19 protein-coding genes are annotated in these 18,024 nt (G+C 31.5%); 9 read left to right on the top strand and 10 right to left on the bottom strand.

The window, feature by feature from the left end; all coding sequences use genetic code 11:
• Complete coding sequence (gene coaD / locus LOS86_RS05235; protein ID WP_231843571.1) at positions 1-459, top strand: pantetheine-phosphate adenylyltransferase; 459 nt, start codon at positions 1-3, stop codon at positions 457-459.
• Between the two features lie 61 nt (positions 460-520).
• Complete coding sequence (locus LOS86_RS05230) at positions 521-2,059, top strand: SulP family inorganic anion transporter (protein WP_231843570.1); 1,539 nt, start codon at positions 521-523, stop codon at positions 2,057-2,059.
• Between the two features lie 59 nt (positions 2,060-2,118).
• On the opposite strand, the gene LOS86_RS05225 is transcribed toward LOS86_RS05230, so the two are convergent.
• Positions 2,119-2,754: a class I SAM-dependent methyltransferase gene (locus LOS86_RS05225; protein WP_231843569.1), complete on the bottom strand. Its 636-nt coding sequence runs from the start codon at positions 2,752-2,754 to the stop codon at positions 2,119-2,121.
• Positions 2,755-2,928: 174 nt separating this feature from the next.
• Between LOS86_RS05225 and LOS86_RS05220 the strand changes: the two genes are divergently transcribed.
• From LOS86_RS05220 to LOS86_RS05210, 3 genes are read left to right on the top strand one after another with little or no spacing between them, the layout of a single operon-like run.
• Positions 2,929-3,666 carry a hypothetical protein gene (locus tag LOS86_RS05220; protein ID WP_231843568.1) on the top strand — a complete coding sequence of 246 codons (738 nt, stop codon included), beginning with the start codon at positions 2,929-2,931 and terminating at the stop codon, positions 3,664-3,666.
• A gap of 1 nt (position 3,667) precedes the next feature.
• Positions 3,668-5,380 (top strand): M14 family zinc carboxypeptidase, encoded by a 1,713-nt coding sequence (locus LOS86_RS05215; protein WP_231843567.1) that lies wholly within the window; start codon positions 3,668-3,670, stop codon positions 5,378-5,380.
• A 57-nt stretch (positions 5,381-5,437) separates the two neighbouring features.
• Positions 5,438-6,100: a hypothetical protein gene (locus LOS86_RS05210; protein ID WP_231843566.1), complete on the top strand. Its 663-nt coding sequence runs from the start codon at positions 5,438-5,440 to the stop codon at positions 6,098-6,100.
• 4 nt (positions 6,101-6,104) lie between these two features.
• Here LOS86_RS05210 and LOS86_RS05205 read toward each other — a convergent pair whose 3' ends face one another.
• Both LOS86_RS05205 and LOS86_RS05200 read right to left on the bottom strand, forming a co-directional pair.
• Positions 6,105-6,539: a hypothetical protein gene (locus LOS86_RS05205; protein WP_231843565.1), complete on the bottom strand. Its 435-nt coding sequence runs from the start codon at positions 6,537-6,539 to the stop codon at positions 6,105-6,107.
• 8 nt (positions 6,540-6,547) lie between these two features.
• Positions 6,548-7,153, bottom strand: coding sequence for an NUDIX hydrolase (locus LOS86_RS05200; protein WP_231843564.1), 606 nt, complete (start codon positions 7,151-7,153; stop codon positions 6,548-6,550).
• A gap of 7 nt (positions 7,154-7,160) precedes the next feature.
• On the opposite strand from LOS86_RS05200, the gene pyrE reads away from it, so the two are divergent.
• Both pyrE and LOS86_RS05190 read left to right on the top strand, forming a co-directional pair.
• Positions 7,161-7,808, top strand: a complete 648-nt coding sequence (gene pyrE / locus LOS86_RS05195) for an orotate phosphoribosyltransferase (RefSeq protein WP_231843563.1) — start codon at positions 7,161-7,163, stop codon at positions 7,806-7,808.
• A gap of 101 nt (positions 7,809-7,909) precedes the next feature.
• Complete coding sequence (locus LOS86_RS05190; protein WP_026725027.1) at positions 7,910-8,302, top strand: hypothetical protein; 393 nt, start codon at positions 7,910-7,912, stop codon at positions 8,300-8,302.
• Between the two features lie 265 nt (positions 8,303-8,567).
• On the opposite strand, the gene LOS86_RS05185 is transcribed toward LOS86_RS05190, so the two are convergent.
• Both LOS86_RS05185 and LOS86_RS05180 read right to left on the bottom strand, forming a co-directional pair.
• The gene (locus LOS86_RS05185; protein WP_231843562.1) at positions 8,568-8,987 is read right to left on the bottom strand and encodes a hypothetical protein; all 420 of its coding nucleotides are present in this window, start codon (positions 8,985-8,987) and stop codon (positions 8,568-8,570) included.
• A 15-nt stretch (positions 8,988-9,002) separates the two neighbouring features.
• The gene (locus tag LOS86_RS05180; RefSeq protein ID WP_231843561.1) at positions 9,003-10,124 is read right to left on the bottom strand and encodes a cysteine desulfurase family protein; all 1,122 of its coding nucleotides are present in this window, start codon (positions 10,122-10,124) and stop codon (positions 9,003-9,005) included.
• A 122-nt stretch (positions 10,125-10,246) separates the two neighbouring features.
• On the opposite strand from LOS86_RS05180, the gene LOS86_RS05175 reads away from it, so the two are divergent.
• Positions 10,247-10,753, top strand: coding sequence for a hypothetical protein (locus tag LOS86_RS05175; RefSeq protein ID WP_231843560.1), 507 nt, complete (start codon positions 10,247-10,249; stop codon positions 10,751-10,753).
• Between the two features lie 84 nt (positions 10,754-10,837).
• Here the strand turns inward: LOS86_RS05175 and LOS86_RS05170 are convergent, their stop codons facing one another.
• Together LOS86_RS05170 and LOS86_RS05165 are read right to left on the bottom strand one after the other, a co-directional pair.
• Positions 10,838-11,398, bottom strand: a complete 561-nt coding sequence (locus LOS86_RS05170) for a DUF8465 domain-containing protein (RefSeq protein WP_231843559.1) — start codon at positions 11,396-11,398, stop codon at positions 10,838-10,840.
• On the bottom strand, positions 11,382-11,579 hold the full coding sequence (locus LOS86_RS05165; RefSeq protein ID WP_231843558.1) for a hypothetical protein: 198 nt from the start codon (positions 11,577-11,579) through the stop codon (positions 11,382-11,384). The genes LOS86_RS05170 and LOS86_RS05165 overlap by 17 nt, the downstream gene beginning before the upstream one ends.
• 258 nt (positions 11,580-11,837) lie before the next feature.
• On the opposite strand from LOS86_RS05165, the gene LOS86_RS05160 reads away from it, so the two are divergent.
• Positions 11,838-12,533 carry a hypothetical protein gene (locus tag LOS86_RS05160; RefSeq protein ID WP_231843557.1) on the top strand — a complete coding sequence of 232 codons (696 nt, stop codon included), beginning with the start codon at positions 11,838-11,840 and terminating at the stop codon, positions 12,531-12,533.
• Between the two features lie 149 nt (positions 12,534-12,682).
• On the opposite strand, the gene LOS86_RS05155 is transcribed toward LOS86_RS05160, so the two are convergent.
• The 3 genes from LOS86_RS05155 to LOS86_RS05145 form a co-directional block, all read right to left on the bottom strand.
• The gene (locus LOS86_RS05155; protein WP_231843556.1) at positions 12,683-14,149 is read right to left on the bottom strand and encodes an oligosaccharide flippase family protein; all 1,467 of its coding nucleotides are present in this window, start codon (positions 14,147-14,149) and stop codon (positions 12,683-12,685) included.
• Positions 14,150-14,167: 18 nt separating this feature from the next.
• A complete protein-coding gene (locus LOS86_RS05150) occupies positions 14,168-15,463 on the bottom strand; it encodes a glycosyltransferase family 4 protein (protein ID WP_231843555.1) in 1,296 nt (431 codons plus the stop codon).
• Between the two features lie 93 nt (positions 15,464-15,556).
• Positions 15,557-17,992 carry a YfhO family protein gene (locus LOS86_RS05145; RefSeq protein ID WP_231843554.1) on the bottom strand — a complete coding sequence of 812 codons (2,436 nt, stop codon included), beginning with the start codon at positions 17,990-17,992 and terminating at the stop codon, positions 15,557-15,559.
• Between the last annotated feature and the right edge of the window lie 32 nt (positions 17,993-18,024).

Raw genomic sequence — 18,024 nt, 5'->3', positions numbered from 1 at the left:
ATGAGAAAAGCAATATTCCCAGGTTCGTTTGATCCTATCACCAAAGGACATTACGATATTATAAAAAGAGGTATTTCTTTATTTGATGAAGTAATTGTTGCCATTGGTGTTAATGCCGAAAAAAAATATATGTTTTCTTTAGAAGATAGAAAACGTTTTATTGAAGAAGCATTTAAAGACGAACCAAAGGTTAAAGTTATTACTTACTCTGGCTTAACAATCGATTTATGTAAAAAAGAAAATGCGGAATTTATCTTACGTGGATTACGAAATCCGGCCGACTTTGAGTTTGAAAAGGCCATTGCGCATACCAATAGAAAGTTATCTAAAATTGAAACCGTTTTCTTATTAACTGCTGCTAAAACTTCTTATATATCATCTAGCATTGTTAGAGATGTATTACGAAATGGTGGTGATATCTCTAAATTAGTTCCCGATTCTGTCTTGAATAAGAAGTAAAAATACTTTATTTTGAAATCCGTACTTTTGCATCATAATTTCTATAAAAGCCAAAATTTACATGCAAAAAGTACTCAATCTCTTCGATTTTAAACAAAAAGTAGACTACAAAATTGAAATATTAGCAGGATTAACGGTTGCCATGACCATGATTCCTGAATCGTTATCTTTTGCCATTTTAGCAGGCTTCCCTCCTCTTGTTGGCTTGTATGGTGCTTTTATAATGGGATTGATTACCGCAATTTTTGGAGGTCGACCTGGTTTGATTTCTGGTGGTGCTGGTGCAACAGTAATTGTTCTTATTGCCTTAATGAAATCGCATGGTTTGGAATATGTTTTTGGAGCCATTGCTTTAGCTGGAGTCATTCAAATCTTAGTTGGGCTTTTTAAATTGGGTAAATTCATTCGTTTGGTTCCCAATCCTGTAATGTATGGTTTTGTAAACGGATTAGCGGTTGTTATTTTCATGTCGCAATTTGAACAATTCAAACAAGTTACCAACGGAACTTCTGAATGGCTTTCAGGAACACCTTTGTTCACTATGGCGGCTTTAGTCGCTTTAACAATTGCAATTATTTTAATTTTTCCTAAAATCACAAAGGCTATTCCGGCTTCATTAGTTGCTATTCTTGTTGTTTTTGCTTTAGTAATTGGTTTTAATATCGAAACAAAACAAGTGGCAGATATTGCTTCTATTAGTGGTTCTTTACCTCCATTTCATATTCCTGAAATTCCAATTACTTGGGAAACTTTCTTAATTATTTTACCCTACGGAGCCATTATGGCCGCTGTAGGATTGACAGAAGGTTTACTAACACTGAACTTAGTTGATGAAATTACAGCTAGTAAAGGAAACAGCAACCGTGAATGTTTAGCACAAGGAACAGCTAATATTGCCAATGGTTTTTTCTTTGGAATGGGCGGTTGTCCCATGATTGCACAAACTTTAGTCAATTTATCTGCTGGTTCGCGTGCTCGATTATCTGGAATTGTAGCAGCAATAACCATATTAACCATCATTTTAGTTGGCGCACCTATTATCGAATTGGTTCCACTAGCAGCATTAACAGGTGTTATGATTATGGTAGCCATTGGAACTTTTGAATGGGCAAGTTTTAAAGCGTTTACCAAAATGCCTAAATCGGATATTTTTGTAATGGTAGTCGTGACGTTAATCACCATTTTTATGCACAATTTAGCTTTAGCGGTTTTAATTGGAGTAATTATTTCTGCTTTAGTTTTTGCTTGGGAAAGTGCAAAACGTATTCGCGCTCGAAAATATATTGATGAAAATGGAGTTAAGCACTATGAATTATATGGACCTTTATTTTTTGGCTCTACAACTGCTTTTGCAGAAAAATTTGATGTAAACAACGACCCAAACGAAATTATAATTGACTTTGCCGAAAGCAGAATATCCGATATGAGCGCTATTGATGCAGTTAACAAAATTACTGAACGTTATGCCGCATTAAACAAAAAAGTACATTTAAGACACTTGAGTGCCGATTGCGTAGAACTTTTAAAAAATGCCGAAGCCATAATTGATGTCAATATTATGGAAGATCCGTTGTATAAAGTCGCTGTTGAGAAAGTGTAAACTAAATCATAACACCAATTTCAATAATTTACACTAATTCATTCGTGCTAATTCGTGTTTTATTTCTCAAACACAATCAACTTTTCTTGAATAATTAAATTCGAAAAGTGGAATTCTTCTTTTATCCATTCTAAAGTTTTGGGTTGGTAAATGAAAACGTGCGTAAAATCATCTTTGTAATACCAATCTTCAAAAGGTTTTTGGTTTTTAAAAACTTCGGTTTTACAATACAATTTGCCGTTTGGTAACAACATCGAATGCAACAATTGAAACTCTTGCAAAGGTTGTTTAAAATGTTCCATTACTTCACAACATGAAATATAATCATACTTTCTTGTTAGCAGTTCTGGATTATTTTCAAAATACAAGTCGTAATTTTCTATTTGAAATCCTTTATCTCGAAGCATTTTAGAAACTACTGGTCCAGTTCCTGAGCCAAAGTCCAATCCTTTATCATTTGAAGTAAAATCTTGTAAAACAGCATTTACAATTGGTGAAACAAAGTTTTGATAACGCACATCGTTTACATCATTATTATGCAATTCATAATGTGCTTTTTCAGCATCTGGAGTTAAATATGTATTTGTAGGGCGAAAAACACCTTCACACTCGTTACATTTATAAAACAAATGTTTTGGTTTTTCACAGAAGATTTCCGCTTCACCTTTACATAAAGGACAATTTTCTAAATTCATAAAGCAAATATAAACTCTAATTGTCTAAACTAAAAAAATGCCACGGATTACATAGATTAACACATATTATTTATACATAATAATTTAAAATCCTTTTAATCCTTTAATCTGTGGATAAAAAAAATTATACCTCAAAAAGATTTTCTATTTTTGAAAATCAAATAAACAACAACTATGCGTTTTTTACAAATAAGCCTACTTTTTATCTCAATTTCAATTTTTTCTCAAACAAAAACATATGAATTAATTGATTCAAAGCTTGAATGTCATTCAACTGCTACAAATAGAGTAAATCAACGTATAATTTCTTCAAACATTGATAGAGATACTTTATCGATTAAAATTCAATACACAGAAAACTGCAATAATGGTGACATCTTAAACTATTCTATTAAAAAAGACACCATTCAATTCAATTTTGATTTCTCATCTAAAGAAATTGCAGATTGTGATTGTGTTTTTACAAATAATATAAAAATTAAGAAACCTAAAATTAAAAACCCTATTTTTAAAATCAATAACACTCGCGGGATTAAAGAATTAAAACTTTCCGATAATTATTATTTACCCGCTGAATACATAATTAAAAATAACGATACGTTAATGATTTATGATGATAATGGTCATTATTTTAAAAGAACATACTATGAATCTGGAAAAATTAGTTCTATATGGATAAAGAAAAATTCATATAGCGAAAGAATTGTATATCATGAGAATGGAAAAATAAAATCTATTAGACAATCCTTACCTGATTTTGATCATTTTATTTTAAGAGAATGGGATGAAAATGGAAAATTAATTAAATTCGAAAGTACAATCGAAATTGACAATATTAGACTAACGGAAGAACAACAAAATAAAGATGCTATATTAATCATTTCGAGAGGAAAAAACGTTAAACAAAATTAGTATGAAATATATTTTTCTATTGTTCTCAATTTCAATTTTTTCACAAAACTTAAGAACACCTTTCGAAAATGGCAATGGCAATCAATCTACTACTTATGAGGAATGTATTGCGTTTTATGAAAAATTAGATGAACGTTTTGCCAACATTCAAATGATTCACAAAGGTACAACCGATAGCGGAAAACCTTTACATGTAGTACTTTTTTCAAGCGAAGGCAAATTTGATTTTGACGAATATTTCACTAAAAACAAAGCAGTAATATTAATCAACAACGGAATTCACGCGGGTGAACCTGACGGAATAGACGCTACTATGATGTTGATGCGCGATTTAGCCATGGGAAAAATCAAAACGGCTAAAAACACTCTAATTGCAGCTATTCCGGTGTATAGTGTTGGTGGGATGTTAAATCGAAATTCGCATTCGAGAGCCAATCAAAACGGTCCAGAAGAATATGGTTTCAGAGGAAATGGACGCAATTATGATTTGAATCGTGATTTTATTAAATCGGACACAAAAAATTCTAGAAGTTTTCAAAAGTTGTTTACCGAGTTAAATCCGGATATTTTCTTAGATAATCACGTTTCTAATGGTGCTGATTACCAATATACATTTACTTGTATTGCGACCCAACACGAACGTTTAGGAAATACATTAGGCAATTATTTCATCAATGAATTATATCCATCGGTAGTACAAGACATGAATAAAAAGAAAATCGATGTGGTTCCGTATGTAAATGTACATAGTACTACGCCGGATAAAGGTTTTGAACAATTTACTGATACACCACGATATGCAACAGGATATACCACTTTATTTCACACTTTAGGATTTGTACCAGAAACACACATGTTGAAAGCATACAAAGAACGCGTAAAAGTGACTTATGAATTTATGGTCAGCACGATTAATTTCGCCGATGCGAATTGGCAAAAAATCAAGCAATTACGTAAAGATGCTTTGAACGAATATCAAGCAGGAATGCCATATCCAATCGATTGGGCAATTGATTCAACAAAAGTATCTTATATTGATTTCAAAGGCTATCAAGGCGGATACAAACCAAGTGATATTTCAGGAAAAGATCGTTTGTATTATGATAAAAGTAAACCGTTTACCAAGAAAATTCCGTTTTATGGTAATTATAAACCTTCGAAATTTGTAAGCATACCGAAAGCATATATCATTCCGCAATCGCAATGGCAAGTGTTGGATATTTTGAAATTGAACAACATCAATGCGCATAGAATTCAAAATGACACGATTATTGAAGTAGAGTCGTATAAAATTGAAAGTTATCAAACCTCAAAATCGCCATACGAAGGACATTACGGACATTACAATACGAAAGTTATAAAATCAACTCAAAAAGTAAAATTTTATTATGGTGATTATGTGTTTTACACGAATCAACCAGGCGTAAAATACTTAATGGAAACTTTAGAACCAGAAGCAGTAGACAGTTATTTCAATTGGAACTTCTTTGATCCTATTTTACAACAAAAAGAATACTTTTCGAGTTATGTTTTTGAAGATTTAGCCAAAGAATTTTTAGATAAAAACCCAAAAATCAAAGCCGAATTAGAACAAAAGAAACAAAACGACAAAGCTTTCGCTGAAAACGGCCCAGCACAATTGGATTGGGTTTACAAACAATCGCCTTATTATGAAAAAGCGCATTTGCAGTATCCGGTTTATAGATTGAATTAGATAATTTGTCAATTAGTCAATGTGCCAATTAAACCAATTTTAGAAAATTAAATATCCATGCTACCAAACATAGTTTTATTTATAGTCATTGTTTTTGCTTTTGTTTATATTATTTATGATTCCAAAAAGGAAATTAAATTAGAAAACAAAGTCAAGAATGATTTTAAACCAACAATCATCAAAATTATAGAAGATGAAACTTATGATGAAGATAAAACTTGGTTATGGGAAGAAGAATATTTAATGATTGAAATTATTCCAGCAACAAATTATGAGTATTTAATTGACAAAAATATTGATAAGAGTAAGGCATTGTCGAGTTACGCAAAAATTAAAACAGAAATTTTAAAAATTGAGATTAATGAAATTACAGCGTTTTTAGAAAAAATTGGAATTAATAAATATAAAAAAATATTTTACTCTGGAGCTTGCGCTTATCCTGAAGAAATTAAAAACCAAAATACAATTGCTTTTGGATGTTTAGGTGATACTATTTTCATAGAGCATAAAGACGATATTGTTGAAAACATTTGGTTTGTTTCATACAATAGAACTTCAAAATTAAACACAGAAATTATAAATATTCTTAATAAAATTGGATTGAAATACGATTTACTTCTTGTTGATAATTATCCTGTAACTGAAAAAATTGTTGCCTTGAAAAATATTGATGAAGTGGAGTCATATTTCAAACGAAATAAAGAAATTTTTAAAAGTTAATTTATTATTTATCAATAATTATATTTTTTTCTATCCATTTTTTAGACCCGATAAAATTATCTGTCGAAAACATTGTTTTCATTGTAGTATATTCAATCAAACAACCGTAACAATTCATAACAACGAAAGGAGAATCTTTAATTTTTTTTATTACTTTTTGAGTATTTTCGCTTAACTCGTACATTTCAAGCTCAGAAAGTCTTTCAAGAACTATAATTGAAAGATACATTTTACTTGCATTTTTAGAATTTAAATAAGATTCTATTTCTTCATATTTTTTCGAATTTATTAATTCTGTTATTTCCTGTACAAGTTTTGTTGGTTTCCCATTTCCTCCACATGAAAATCCAACAAGATTTTCATCTAATTGTATTTCTTGTGAAAATAAATTAGACGTTATGAAAAAAAATCCAAACAAAACTATCTTAATATTAACCATAAATTACATTAGTGGTTTCCTACTAATTCTTCCTCAAACAACAACTTAATATTCTCGTACGAGTTCTCTAATAAAAACTTAATATCTTTAGGATTCACCCATTCTACTCGTTCGATTCCTTCATCAGCTTGTCCTTGTGGATTGCCTTCAAATTTGGTACGCATTTCAAACCATTGCGTAATTTTTAATTTGTAACGACCGTTTCTTTTGAAAATATGATAGGTTCTTTGCAGTTTTTCGGTGATAGCTAATCCAGTTACGCCTGTTTCTTCTTCTACTTCGCGCATGGCGGTTTCTTCAATGGTTTCATTTTTTTCGGTGCCGCCTTTTGGTAAATCCCATTTACCATTTCTGAAAATAAAAAGCACATTGCCGTCTTTGTTATAAACCAATCCACCCCCTGCTTTTTCAACAGGTAATTTGGCACGAAGTGTTTTCATTATTAATTTTTCATCAGGATGATACAAAAAGGCCTTCTGAATTTTATTCTGAAAAATTTTAACAATTAACTTCTTGATATCAACACTCTCTAATAAAAAAAGTTTGAAATCAGTCTCCTTTTGAACTTGATTTGTCAAAAAAAGTGGCTTATCGTTCACAAAAACTTTATACATTTGCAATATGATTTTTAATAACAATACCGCCCAACAAACAGCCGAATTGCTTTTACAAATAAACGCAATTAAATTAAATTCTAAAAATCCTTTTACGTGGGCTTCAGGCTGGAAGTCTCCAATTTATTGTGATAACCGCATAATCCTTTCATTTCCAGCGGTTAGAAATTATGTTCGTGATGAATTTGCGAAGCATATTGAGGATAAATTTGGCAAACCCGATGTCATTGCAGGTGTTGCAACAGGCGCAATTGGAATCGGAATTTTAGTAGCCGAAGCGATGGGATTACCTTTCGTTTACGTTCGTCCAGAACCAAAAAAACACGGAAGACAAAACCAAGTAGAAGGTTTCTTGCAAAAAGGACAAAACGTAGTAGTTGTTGAAGATTTAATTTCGACTGGCGGAAGCAGTTTATTAGCCGTTGAAGCTTTACGCAACGAAGGCGCTAATGTAAAAGGAATGGCAGCCATTTTTACCTATGGTTTTCCAGTTTCAAAAGAACGCTTTGAAGCAGCCAATTTGGATGTTTTCACGTTAAGTAATTACGAAAACTTATTGCAAAAAGCGGTTGACAAACAATATGTTTCAGAAAATGAATTGGAAACATTGAGCGCTTGGAATGCGAATCCTTCTGAGTGGAACGTGGAAGTTTAGTTGGGAGATGGAAGTTGGAAGTTGGAAGTAAAAACTAACTTTTAAACTTGTTATTGTAACCTTTTAAACTCTTAACCTTATAAACTTTTAAACAAAAAAATATGAACTTAGAAAGTCCAAAAGTAAACGTAGCAAAATCGGCTGAATACTTATTCAACGCTTTGAACGACGTAAAGAATTTCGAGAAATTAATGCCTGAAAATATCGCAAAATTTGAAGTAATCGACGAAAATTGCTTTGAATTTGGTTTAAAAGGTATGCCAGAAATTAAATTGGTTAAAAAAGGAGGAACTCCAAATTCGCAAATCGTTTTAGGAGCTGCTTCAAGTAAATTGCCTTTTACCTTAACTGGAAACTTAAACGCAATTGATGCTGATAATACAGAAGTTCAATTAGCTTTTGAAGGTGATTTTAATCCAATGATGGCCATGATGATCAAAGGACCAATCACTAAATTCATTGAGACATTGGCTCAAAATATGGGGAAATTGTAGTTTCTTAAATAACTAAAAAAAACACGAATTGCATGCTTTATGTAATTCGTGTTTTTTTTAAATCGAAATTCCACAGGCGTCATTTCGAGTGTTTTGAATTTGGAAAGCCAAAGATTTTCAAATACAAAATGTATCGAGAACTGTAGAAGGAAAAATCGTTGCTATAGTTCTCGATACAATTTTTAAAAGCAAAAAATAGCATTTTTCCTTTTAAAAATCACTCGAAGTGACGGCAGTAGTTATTATTGTTTTATTTATAAATAAATTAATTTTCTACCTTATAAACAACGTTATATTTTTTCTTTGAAGGATTTTTGATTAAAACTCTAATCTTAAATATTGAGCTTGACATACAAGGTTCTTCAGAATTATTTTTAAAAAGCAGTAACAATTCATCATCTTTAATCTTAAAATCACCTGTAAAACTATCACAAGCATTTGTATTGATTAACCCCGAAATATAAATAACATCTTCAAAATAATTAACTTGAAGATTATCTAATTCATATAACTCTGATTCTTTTTCATCATTAACGTCAATATCTTTAATTAATTCAAAATCAAAAAACAATAAGTTTTCATTAATAATTTGCTTCTTTTCAACCTCTTTTATTTCAACTTCTTGAACGGAATTATTGCATGCTGATAAAATAAATACAAGAATAATAAGGACATTTTTAATCATAATTATTTTATTAATTTATACTGTTTTCAAAGCCTCAACCAGCAAATCAATATCTTCTTTAGTATTGAAATGACTAAATGAGATGCGTAAACTTGGTTTTTTAGCTTCTTCTGATGATAAAAATTCGGCTAAAACGTGCGAAGGTTTGATGCTTCCGCTTTGGCAAGCACTTCCGCGTGAAACGGCAATTCCTTTCATATCCAATGTAAATAACAACATGGAAGTCTTTTCTTCCGATAAAGGCAATTGGACGTTTAAAAGGTTATAAAACGTATTTTCTCCGTTGATTTTAACTTCTGGAAATACTTTTTTTAATTCTGAAAAGCAGTAATTTTTTAAATCGGAAATGTAATTGGTGTCGTTTTCTATATTCTCACAAGCTAATTCCAATGCTTTTGCCATACCAACAACCTGATGAACAGCTTCAGTTCCGGCACGCATTCCTTTTTCTTGCTCGCCTCCGAAAATCATCGGTTGTAGCATGGAATTCTTTTTTATGTACGCAAACCCAATTCCTTTTGGACCATGAAATTTATGCGCACTTGCTACTAAAAAATCAATTCCCAAGTCTTGTACATCTAAAATTGTTTTTCCGATAGATTGCACCGTATCGCAATGAAAAAGGGCTTTCGCATACATGCACAAGTCCGAAACGCGTTTAACGTCTAAAATCGTTCCTATTTCGTTATTAACGTGTATTAATGACACTAATGTTGGAATATCTGAATGCAATTTAGCCGCTAAATCTTGATAATCTATGTTTCCATTTGGTAAAATCGTTATAAATTCTATTTGAATTCCGAACTCTTTAGCCAAATGCTCAACTGTGTGTAAAGTAGCGTGATGCTCGATTTTAGTTGTAATAATGCGTTTAATTCCCAAATCTTTTACCACACTAGTAAGAATCCAATTCGTAGCTTCTGTTGCGCTTGACGTGAAAATAATTTCTGAAGCTTGTGCATTTAGTAATTTCGCAATGGATTTTCGAGATGATTCTAACAATGTCTTGGCACTTCTACCAAAACTATGCGTCGAAGATGGGTTTCCAAAATCGTTTTGAAGCACGTTCATCATCGCAGTAATTACCTCTGGATGAATTTGCGTTGTTGCTGCGTTATCTAAATACACTTTTCTCATACAGCAAAGATACAAATCATTTTATTTTAGAAGTCTTAAATTGAAATCGTATTGAAATTAACAAACTTTAGCAAAATAATAAATTAAAACCTTTATTTTTGTTCCATAAATTCAATGATAAAATGAAAAAACTTATAGTTTTAGTATCCTCAATTTTTATGCTACAAGCTTGTGATGATGGCGATATTACGTTAGAATCTTTCAATTTTGATACTGTTAACATTCAAGAATGTACCGATAATAATCTGATTTTTAAAATTAATGACGATGAAATGTTATTACTTAATATTCCTGCATCGAGTTTTGTAAATATTGAAACTCCCGATGGAAGCCCAAGAACTGTAACCGTTAATTCAACAAACCAAATTATTTATAGAATTTACTCAGGAAATGTAACCGATAATAGTGTTTGTAATTTAATTCCGCCTGCATCACCAATTGTTCAAGAGGAATGGACAGCCACAGGGGGGACAATAGAAATTATTACAGATCCAATATATGATACTGATGGAATTACCATTTTAAGATACACACACAATATAAAATTTGTAAATGTAAACTTTTCTGGAAGTTCCAACTCATTCAGTTTTACAGAATATATTTTTGGAAACCACGAGACCGATTTGTAAAAAAATATTTTATAAAAGTAAAGGACTATTCAATTTTGAGTAGTCCTTTTTTTATTCCTAGAAGTGAAATATTGAAGAAATAATTTACTTCACATTTTGTTTGATATAAACTTCAGTTGCTCCCAAACCATATTTTTGATAGTTGGCATCTTGGAACGAAATGTTATCATAACGTCCCAACATAAAGTCTAATTCGGCTTTCAAAACTCCTTCACCAACACCATGAATAAACACCACTTTTGGCATCCGATTTTTGATAGCAAAATCGAGTTGACGTTTCGCCGTTTCCATTTGCAAAGTAAGAATATCATAGTTGCTCATTCCACGTTTTGAGGGCACTAATTTTTCGATATGCAAATCAACTTCTAATACAAATTCTTCTTTTTTAGAACGCTTTTCTTTGACAAAATTTCGCTTTTTTGGCTCTTCTTTGTCTTTTAAAACAGAACCTAAACTTTGAGTAGAGAAAAAACCGCTTAACTCATTGGAATTGTTTATTTTAACTAATTCGTTGACAAAAAATGTCATCACAAAATTATCGGTTGTTTCCACTGAAATTTCATTATTTTTAACCTTTATTACCACTCCTGAAATATCGTCATCTAAAACCGCTACCTTATCGCCTACTTCAAATTTCTGTATCATTTTCTTCTTCATTTTCTCCATCATTTTTAGATGGAATTTTTTTCATTAACTGAAATAATCCAAACATAAAAACAGCCATTGCCCCTATCATAATAATTCGATTTGGAGCTGGTTTTGATTGTTCAATCATACCTAAAATTCCGACTGCTGCAAATAATAAAATGTATAAAAACTGCTTCATATTTTTAATTCTAATTTTTAATATTTATAAGTTCAAAAGTAGTCTTTTAAAAATCAATTAAAAAAATCAAATCTGTTTTTTAAAGGAAGTGACATTTATATCGATCAAAAAAATGAATTGAAATTAATAACAACTCATTAACAAATCGTTTACAACACTTTTTTTGAGTTTGGCACAGCAATTGGAAATACCTAATCAAGCAACCGTTTTAGAAACGAGTTTTAAAATGAAGTTGCCCAACTTTTAAATTGTTGTATTATGAAAAAAATTACACTTTTAGTAGTAGCCAGCTTCATACTGGTAGGAAGTATGGCTTATGCGTCAGAAAACCCTGTTTTTTCTGACAACACTGATAGAAGAGGTTATTACATCGATTATAGAGATGCGGAACCTATCATCTTTAGAGAAAGAGGAATTGAGTTTATGTTGTTTCCAAATGGTGAATTTGACTTCAACACAAGACCTTCAGGACCAAGATATATGATAAATGGAACAAATGGAGCTCCTGGAACCAGAAGTTATTATGGTCCTTCTGAAAGAGGAACACGTGTAGAACACGATAACTTCGGTAGAGTAAGAAGAGTTGGGAATGTTTACATCAACTACGATGCTTTTGGTAGAGTTAAAAGAATTGGTACTGTTTATATGAGCTATAACAGTTTTGCTGTAACTAAAGTAGGAAACATGCGAATTGTGTACGACAGAAGAGGACGAATTGTAAGCGTATATGGATTTATCAACTATACCAATAGTGGTTATACTTACAATCCTAGAGGAACTCATTATTCTGGAGGAAATGGAGGTTATGGTTACGGTGATAACGATTATGATGATGATTATGGAAACGACGATGACTATTACTACTATAGAAAAGACGGATCTAAAGCTAAAATGACTGATGATGACGTAAAGGAAATCAAAAGAGAAACTTTAGAAGTAAAAAGAGATAAATAAAAATTGGTTGGTTAGTTTGTTTTTAAATCCTGTGGATTCTGGGAAGATGAAGCAGGATTTTTTATGTTCAAGAACAAGAACAAATACAAAAATCAATTTTCAAATTTGGAACACAGATTGAATAAATATAAAAATTAAAAAAATATTTATTACTTCTTCAAAATTCTTTTAAAAATAGAGTTCATCACAAAATTGATATCGGATGAGATTTTCAAATAAAAACTCCATCCCAAGTAGAAAATAGTTACTAAAATCGACTTCAAGACAATATTTACGAAAGGATGAAAACTAAAATCCCAGTAGTAAAACAAAATAAAACTAAGTAATGTTACACCCAAAGCTTTAATTGTATTCTTTGTAAACGGAAATAAATCCATTTTAAGGACCACAAACAGTAATTTAGCTAAACTATATAGTGTAATTGAAATTAATGTCGCAATTGCCGCTCCATTTAAACCGTAAAGTGGAATAAATACCATATTTAACGAAACAGTTAAAAAAACTAAGAACAACCCTAAAAATAAAACAGCTCTGTAGTACTTTGAATTAAAAATTATGGAATTATTATTTCCTAAAATCAAATCGAAATATTTTGAAAGTCCAATAAAAAAAACAACCGCAACTCCTTCACTATAACCTGCTGGCATTACAGTATACAATTGGTTAATATTAACCAAAATTCCTATCAAAATCAAACCTCCTATTACCTGAAGCGTAATTGACGATTTTTTATACAATTCATTAAGTTCATCGTGTTTCTTTTCACTCATCAATTTTGCCGTAATTGGATACGTAATTTGATGCATAGCACGACTTGGAACTGCAATCACAGTAGCAATAAAGATAGCAACAGAATAAAAAGCAATATTATCGATATCAATATAAAAGTTAAGCATAAATTTATCTACATCTAATAATAATGTAGCTACACTTCCTGATAAAATAATAAAAAAACAATAGGTTAAAATTGCCTTGATATTATCTGGAAAAACCAAATTAAAACTCGGTCTTTTTACTCGCATTGCATAAATAAACATCACAACTAGTGTTGCAAAGTAAATCCCCATTAATGCGAAAACAAATTGTTTTGGCGAAATATAATCGAAATAAACTGCGAATAGGAAAATCGAAATTAAAACACGCAACAGCACTTCTTTTACAAAACTACCATAAACCGATTGCATATGTACTTTTACCCAAGCATAGAAAATCTCAAAATATCCCATACAAAGCCCTATTACAGGAATTTGCCACACATAATCATATACAATTTGATTTTTTTGAGACAATAAACTCGCTATTTGGTGATAACCAAAAAATCCAATTAAACTTATCGGAAGAATTATCAGTAAAGGTAAAACCAATACAAACGTTAGAAATTGCGATTTTTTTTCTTCAGTTTCGTATTCGTTATAAAACTTCACCAACGTATTATGAACTCCAAACGCCAATAATGGCATCATAATATTAGCGGCTGATAAAATAAACCCAACTAAACCATAAAAGGTATCACCAAGAAATTGAGCATACATAAACAATGTATTAATTGCACCAATTCCGAAACCTATAAAGGTTATGATGGTGTTTTTAATTGATTGTTTAATGACAATTCCCATATTCTTAGTGAATAGTAATTAGTGATTAGTGATTAGCAGTTTCGATAACTTTTCAGTTAACGATTTTCTGCTGTATTGTTGTAATCCTACAGGATGTACTTTTAAATTATTTTGCTGAAATTGTTCGAAAGAGTTTAAAATTTGTGCTTTCAATGCTTCTAATTCGTCATATTTAAAGAACGTTCCGGTATTGGTTTCTTTAATAATTTTAGCAAAATCTGCATTTTCTGGTCCGATAGCGATAATTGGTCGCTCAGAAACAATATATTCAAATAATTTCCCTGGAATTATGCACTTGGTTTCTTCAGAGTCAATTTCGATAAGCAACAAAATCTGCGAACTTCTTTGCTCGATTATGGCTTCATCATGTGGTAAATAGCCCAAATGATTCACATATTTCTCCAACTTAAATTCCTTTATGGCTTGAAACACCTCAGCACTCACCGCTCCTATCAATTTTAATTGGAACTGTTTTTTAAACTCGGGATTTTCCTTAGTTAGTTCTTTCAAAGCTTTCCACAAAATTCTTGGATTTCGAGCTGATAAAAACGAACCAATGTGTGCCAAAGTAAATTTTTCATCCAAAGGCTTTTTAATCACTTTCTCTACATCATATCCATTGGTAATGACTTCAATTGGTTTAGAAGTAATCGCTTCAAATTCGGTTTTTGTGGTTGGGGAAGTTACTAAAAGCTGGTCACAAGAATTCATGACTTCTTTTTCCAAATCTTTGTGTTTTTTGGCTGCCCAAGAACTTAATTTTAGTTGTTTGTGATAGCCAATTGTAGTCCAAGGATCACGAAAATCGGCCATCCAAGTAATATTCAATTCTTTTTTCAATTGCAAACCAATCAAATGCAAACTATGCGGTGGACCCGTTGTAATGATAGTGTCAATTTGATGTTTTTGAAGATATTGTTTCAAAAACTTAACCGAAGGTTTCACCCAAAATACTCGCGCATCGGGAATAAAAAGGTTTCCACGAATCCAAATCATTGCTTTTTCTACAAACGATTGCTTTTTTTGATTCGGAATAATACCCGAACTGATTTTTTTCGTCTTATTTTTCGAAAAAATAGAAGCTAATCCGTAAGGTTCAAAAATGGGTTGTTTAATAATAACTGCTTTATGCGAAACTTCCTTTACTAATTTCTCATCTACTAATGGATAAGTTGGATTTTCAGGAATATAAACATGAGGTTCGATATTAAAATCAGGTAAATATTTGACAAATTTCAACCAACGCTGTACGCCTGGACCTCCTGCTGGTGGCCAGTAATACGATATAATGAGTATTTTTTTAGTTGGTTTCAATGTCAAGTTCTTAAATGATATTCTGTCAAGCTGAACTCGTTTCAGCTTCTAAATTATTGTGTGATGCTGAAATGAATTCAGCATGACAAGATTCTATACTTTTTTCTTGTTCTCAAAATAAACTCCAGCACCAATCAATAAAATCATCCCGATTGAACTGATTAATGCAATCGTGCTTCCTGTTTTTACCACTTCTGGTTCAAATTTGAATTCGATAGTGTGTTTTCCTGCTGGAATTTTCAAGCCTCTTAATACATAGTTAACATTTAAAATTTCTGTTTCTTTCCCATCTATTGTAGCTTTCCAACCATTTTGATAATACATTTCTGAGAAAACAGCAAAACCTTCATTACTGTTATTTGAAACGTATTTTAAATGATTAGGTTTGTAGGCAACCAATTGAATTGAAGCTAATGAATCTTTCTTAAATTCACCATTAAATTTAGTTCCTTTAAAATAATCAACATAATTTCTTTCATTCATTACCACTTTATTCTTATTATCCAAACTATCCAATGCTTTCATTTCTTCATTAGCAGAACTTACAAACTTAACTTTTTCCACAAACCATGCATTTCCATTAGCTGCTGGATTTTGTAACGCTAATTTTTGTCCGTTTTCATCCGATTGAATAACATATTTTACATTTAACATGTTTAATACACGAACGTTATTTTTAGCGATTTGGTAATCGAATAACTGTTGCATTCTTCTTGGCTTTGCCGCATGATATCCACCAATAGATTTATGAAAAAACGACGTTCTAGCACTACTCATTCCTCCTTCAACTTCAAACACACGGAAATGTGTGGTATCGGCTAAAATTCTTTGATCGGCTTCGGTAGCATTAAATGGCATATCCACTTCACGAGCGCTTCTAAATTGATCTGGATTGTTGTTTACATAACGTTTGTCTACCATAAACAAGTCAAATACCATTAAAAGACCTACTATAATAATAGCAGTGGTTTCTTTCATTATATTTTTTACGAAAAGAAACAAAACCAAAAATGTTAGTCCAACAAACAGCATCGAACGTAATACATCTGAAGTATATAAAGCTTCTCGGTCTAATTTTAGAGTTCTGATGAATTCATCTCCATACATTTGAGCATAAGCTGCATCATTAGCTCCTGAGAAATTAAATGTTCCTTTGATTAAGAATAAAATCACTAAAAGTCCGAAAGTAATAGCACCTGATTTCCAAAGGGCATTCCATTTTACTTTATCATCATCTTGTTTGAAAAATTGGTATAATCCAACAACAGCTAGTGCTGGCACACACAATTCTAGAATCACTTGAATTGAAGAAACCGCTCTAAACTTATTATATAATGGAACATAATTGATGAAGAAATCGGTTAATATACTGAAGTTTTTTCCCCAAGAAAGTACTAATGAAAAAGTAGCTCCAGCTAGGAATAAATATTTTATGTTGCGTTTTTCAACAAAGAATGCCATAACAAACAAGAAAAACACAACAACTCCAATATAAGCTGGTGCAGCAACAATGGGTTGGTCACCCCAATAGGCAGGCGCATGTTCTACAAAAGCTTGTACTTGATCAGCTGGATATCCTTGTGCCACAAAATTTTCGTACGTTTCTGATTTTACACCTAGGTTTTCATTATTAGAACCTCCAAAAAGTCCTGGAGCAATCAAGTTTAAACTTTCTGCTAGTCCATAGCTATATTCCGTAATATAATCATAAGACATTGCATTATTGTCGGTTTTAGGAGAACCATCTGGATTGAATGTTAATTCGCTATTATTTCGGGTAGAAAACTTAGCATATTCTGACGTTGCCATTAAGTTTGTTGCATTGGCTCCAATGGCTAAAATTCCTGCAATGGTAAAAACACCTACTATTTTTCCTAATTCCTTAAACTCTTTGTTTTTAATAGCTATTACAACATAGTAAACGCTAATAATAGCTAATAATAACAATAAATAATAGGTCATTTGGAAGTGATTCGCATTGATTTCCAATGCAGCAGCTATCATAGTAAGCAAACCTCCAAGAATATATTTTCGCTGAAAAACTAATAAAACTCCAGCAACGACCATTGGCATATAAGCAATAGCGTGTGCTTTAGCATTGTGCCCAACACCTAAAATTATGATTAAATAAGTAGATAATCCAAAAGCTAATGCTCCAAAAAAGGCTTTTAATGGATCTACTTTTAACACCATCAATAACACATAAAAACCTAAAAAATATAGGAACAGATAATCTGCTGGGCGAGGTAAAAAACGTAAAGCATCGTCTAACATTCCGATAACGTCATTTGGATATTTTGCCCCTAATTGATAGGTTGGCATTCCACCAAAAGCACTGTTAGTCCAATATGGCTCCTCACCTGTTTCTTTTCTAAAATCGATTTGTTCTTTTGCCATACCCGTGTATTGCACGATATCAGATTGGAAAATTTTTTCTCCTTTTAAAACAGGATAAAAATAAAATAGTGAAACCAAAACAAATCCTACAACGACTAATAAATGCGGATAAAAAGCTTTTATGTTTTTCATACTAATGCTATAAATAAAGGTGCTAAAGTAAC

It is taken from the genome of Flavobacterium cyclinae, from assembly GCF_021172145.1.
Taxonomy (GTDB): domain Bacteria; phylum Bacteroidota; class Bacteroidia; order Flavobacteriales; family Flavobacteriaceae; genus Flavobacterium; species Flavobacterium cyclinae.
The sequence above is the reverse complement of the archived record's forward strand: the minus strand, read 5'-3'. Positions and strand labels throughout refer to the sequence as shown.

Excerpts from the sequence above, each read along its gene's own strand:
- LOS86_RS05180 (WP_231843561.1), bottom strand. The coding sequence starts at position 10,124 with ATGAGAAAAGTGTATTTAGATAACGCAGCAACAACGCAAATTCATCCA.
- LOS86_RS05210 (WP_231843566.1), top strand. The coding sequence starts at position 5,438 with ATGCTACCAAACATAGTTTTATTTATAGTCATTGTTTTTGCTTTTGTT.
- LOS86_RS05225 (WP_231843569.1), bottom strand. The coding sequence starts at position 2,754 with ATGAATTTAGAAAATTGTCCTTTATGTAAAGGTGAAGCGGAAATCTTC.
- LOS86_RS05170 (WP_231843559.1), bottom strand. The coding sequence starts at position 11,398 with ATGATACAGAAATTTGAAGTAGGCGATAAGGTAGCGGTTTTAGATGAC.
- pyrE (WP_231843563.1), top strand. The coding sequence starts at position 7,161 with ATGATTTTTAATAACAATACCGCCCAACAAACAGCCGAATTGCTTTTA.
- LOS86_RS05205 (WP_231843565.1), bottom strand. The coding sequence starts at position 6,539 with ATGGTTAATATTAAGATAGTTTTGTTTGGATTTTTTTTCATAACGTCT.
- LOS86_RS05165 (WP_231843558.1), bottom strand. The coding sequence starts at position 11,579 with ATGAAGCAGTTTTTATACATTTTATTATTTGCAGCAGTCGGAATTTTA.
- LOS86_RS05185 (WP_231843562.1), bottom strand. The coding sequence starts at position 8,987 with ATGATTAAAAATGTCCTTATTATTCTTGTATTTATTTTATCAGCATGC.
- LOS86_RS05230 (WP_231843570.1), top strand. The coding sequence starts at position 521 with ATGCAAAAAGTACTCAATCTCTTCGATTTTAAACAAAAAGTAGACTAC.
- coaD (WP_231843571.1), top strand. The coding sequence starts at position 1 with ATGAGAAAAGCAATATTCCCAGGTTCGTTTGATCCTATCACCAAAGGA.
- LOS86_RS05190 (WP_026725027.1), top strand. The coding sequence starts at position 7,910 with ATGAACTTAGAAAGTCCAAAAGTAAACGTAGCAAAATCGGCTGAATAC.
- LOS86_RS05155 (WP_231843556.1), bottom strand. The coding sequence starts at position 14,149 with ATGGGAATTGTCATTAAACAATCAATTAAAAACACCATCATAACCTTT.
- LOS86_RS05145 (WP_231843554.1), bottom strand. The coding sequence starts at position 17,992 with ATGAAAAACATAAAAGCTTTTTATCCGCATTTATTAGTCGTTGTAGGA.
- LOS86_RS05200 (WP_231843564.1), bottom strand. The coding sequence starts at position 7,153 with ATGTATAAAGTTTTTGTGAACGATAAGCCACTTTTTTTGACAAATCAA.
- LOS86_RS05215 (WP_231843567.1), top strand. The coding sequence starts at position 3,668 with ATGAAATATATTTTTCTATTGTTCTCAATTTCAATTTTTTCACAAAAC.
- LOS86_RS05220 (WP_231843568.1), top strand. The coding sequence starts at position 2,929 with ATGCGTTTTTTACAAATAAGCCTACTTTTTATCTCAATTTCAATTTTT.
- LOS86_RS05160 (WP_231843557.1), top strand. The coding sequence starts at position 11,838 with ATGAAAAAAATTACACTTTTAGTAGTAGCCAGCTTCATACTGGTAGGA.
- LOS86_RS05175 (WP_231843560.1), top strand. The coding sequence starts at position 10,247 with ATGAAAAAACTTATAGTTTTAGTATCCTCAATTTTTATGCTACAAGCT.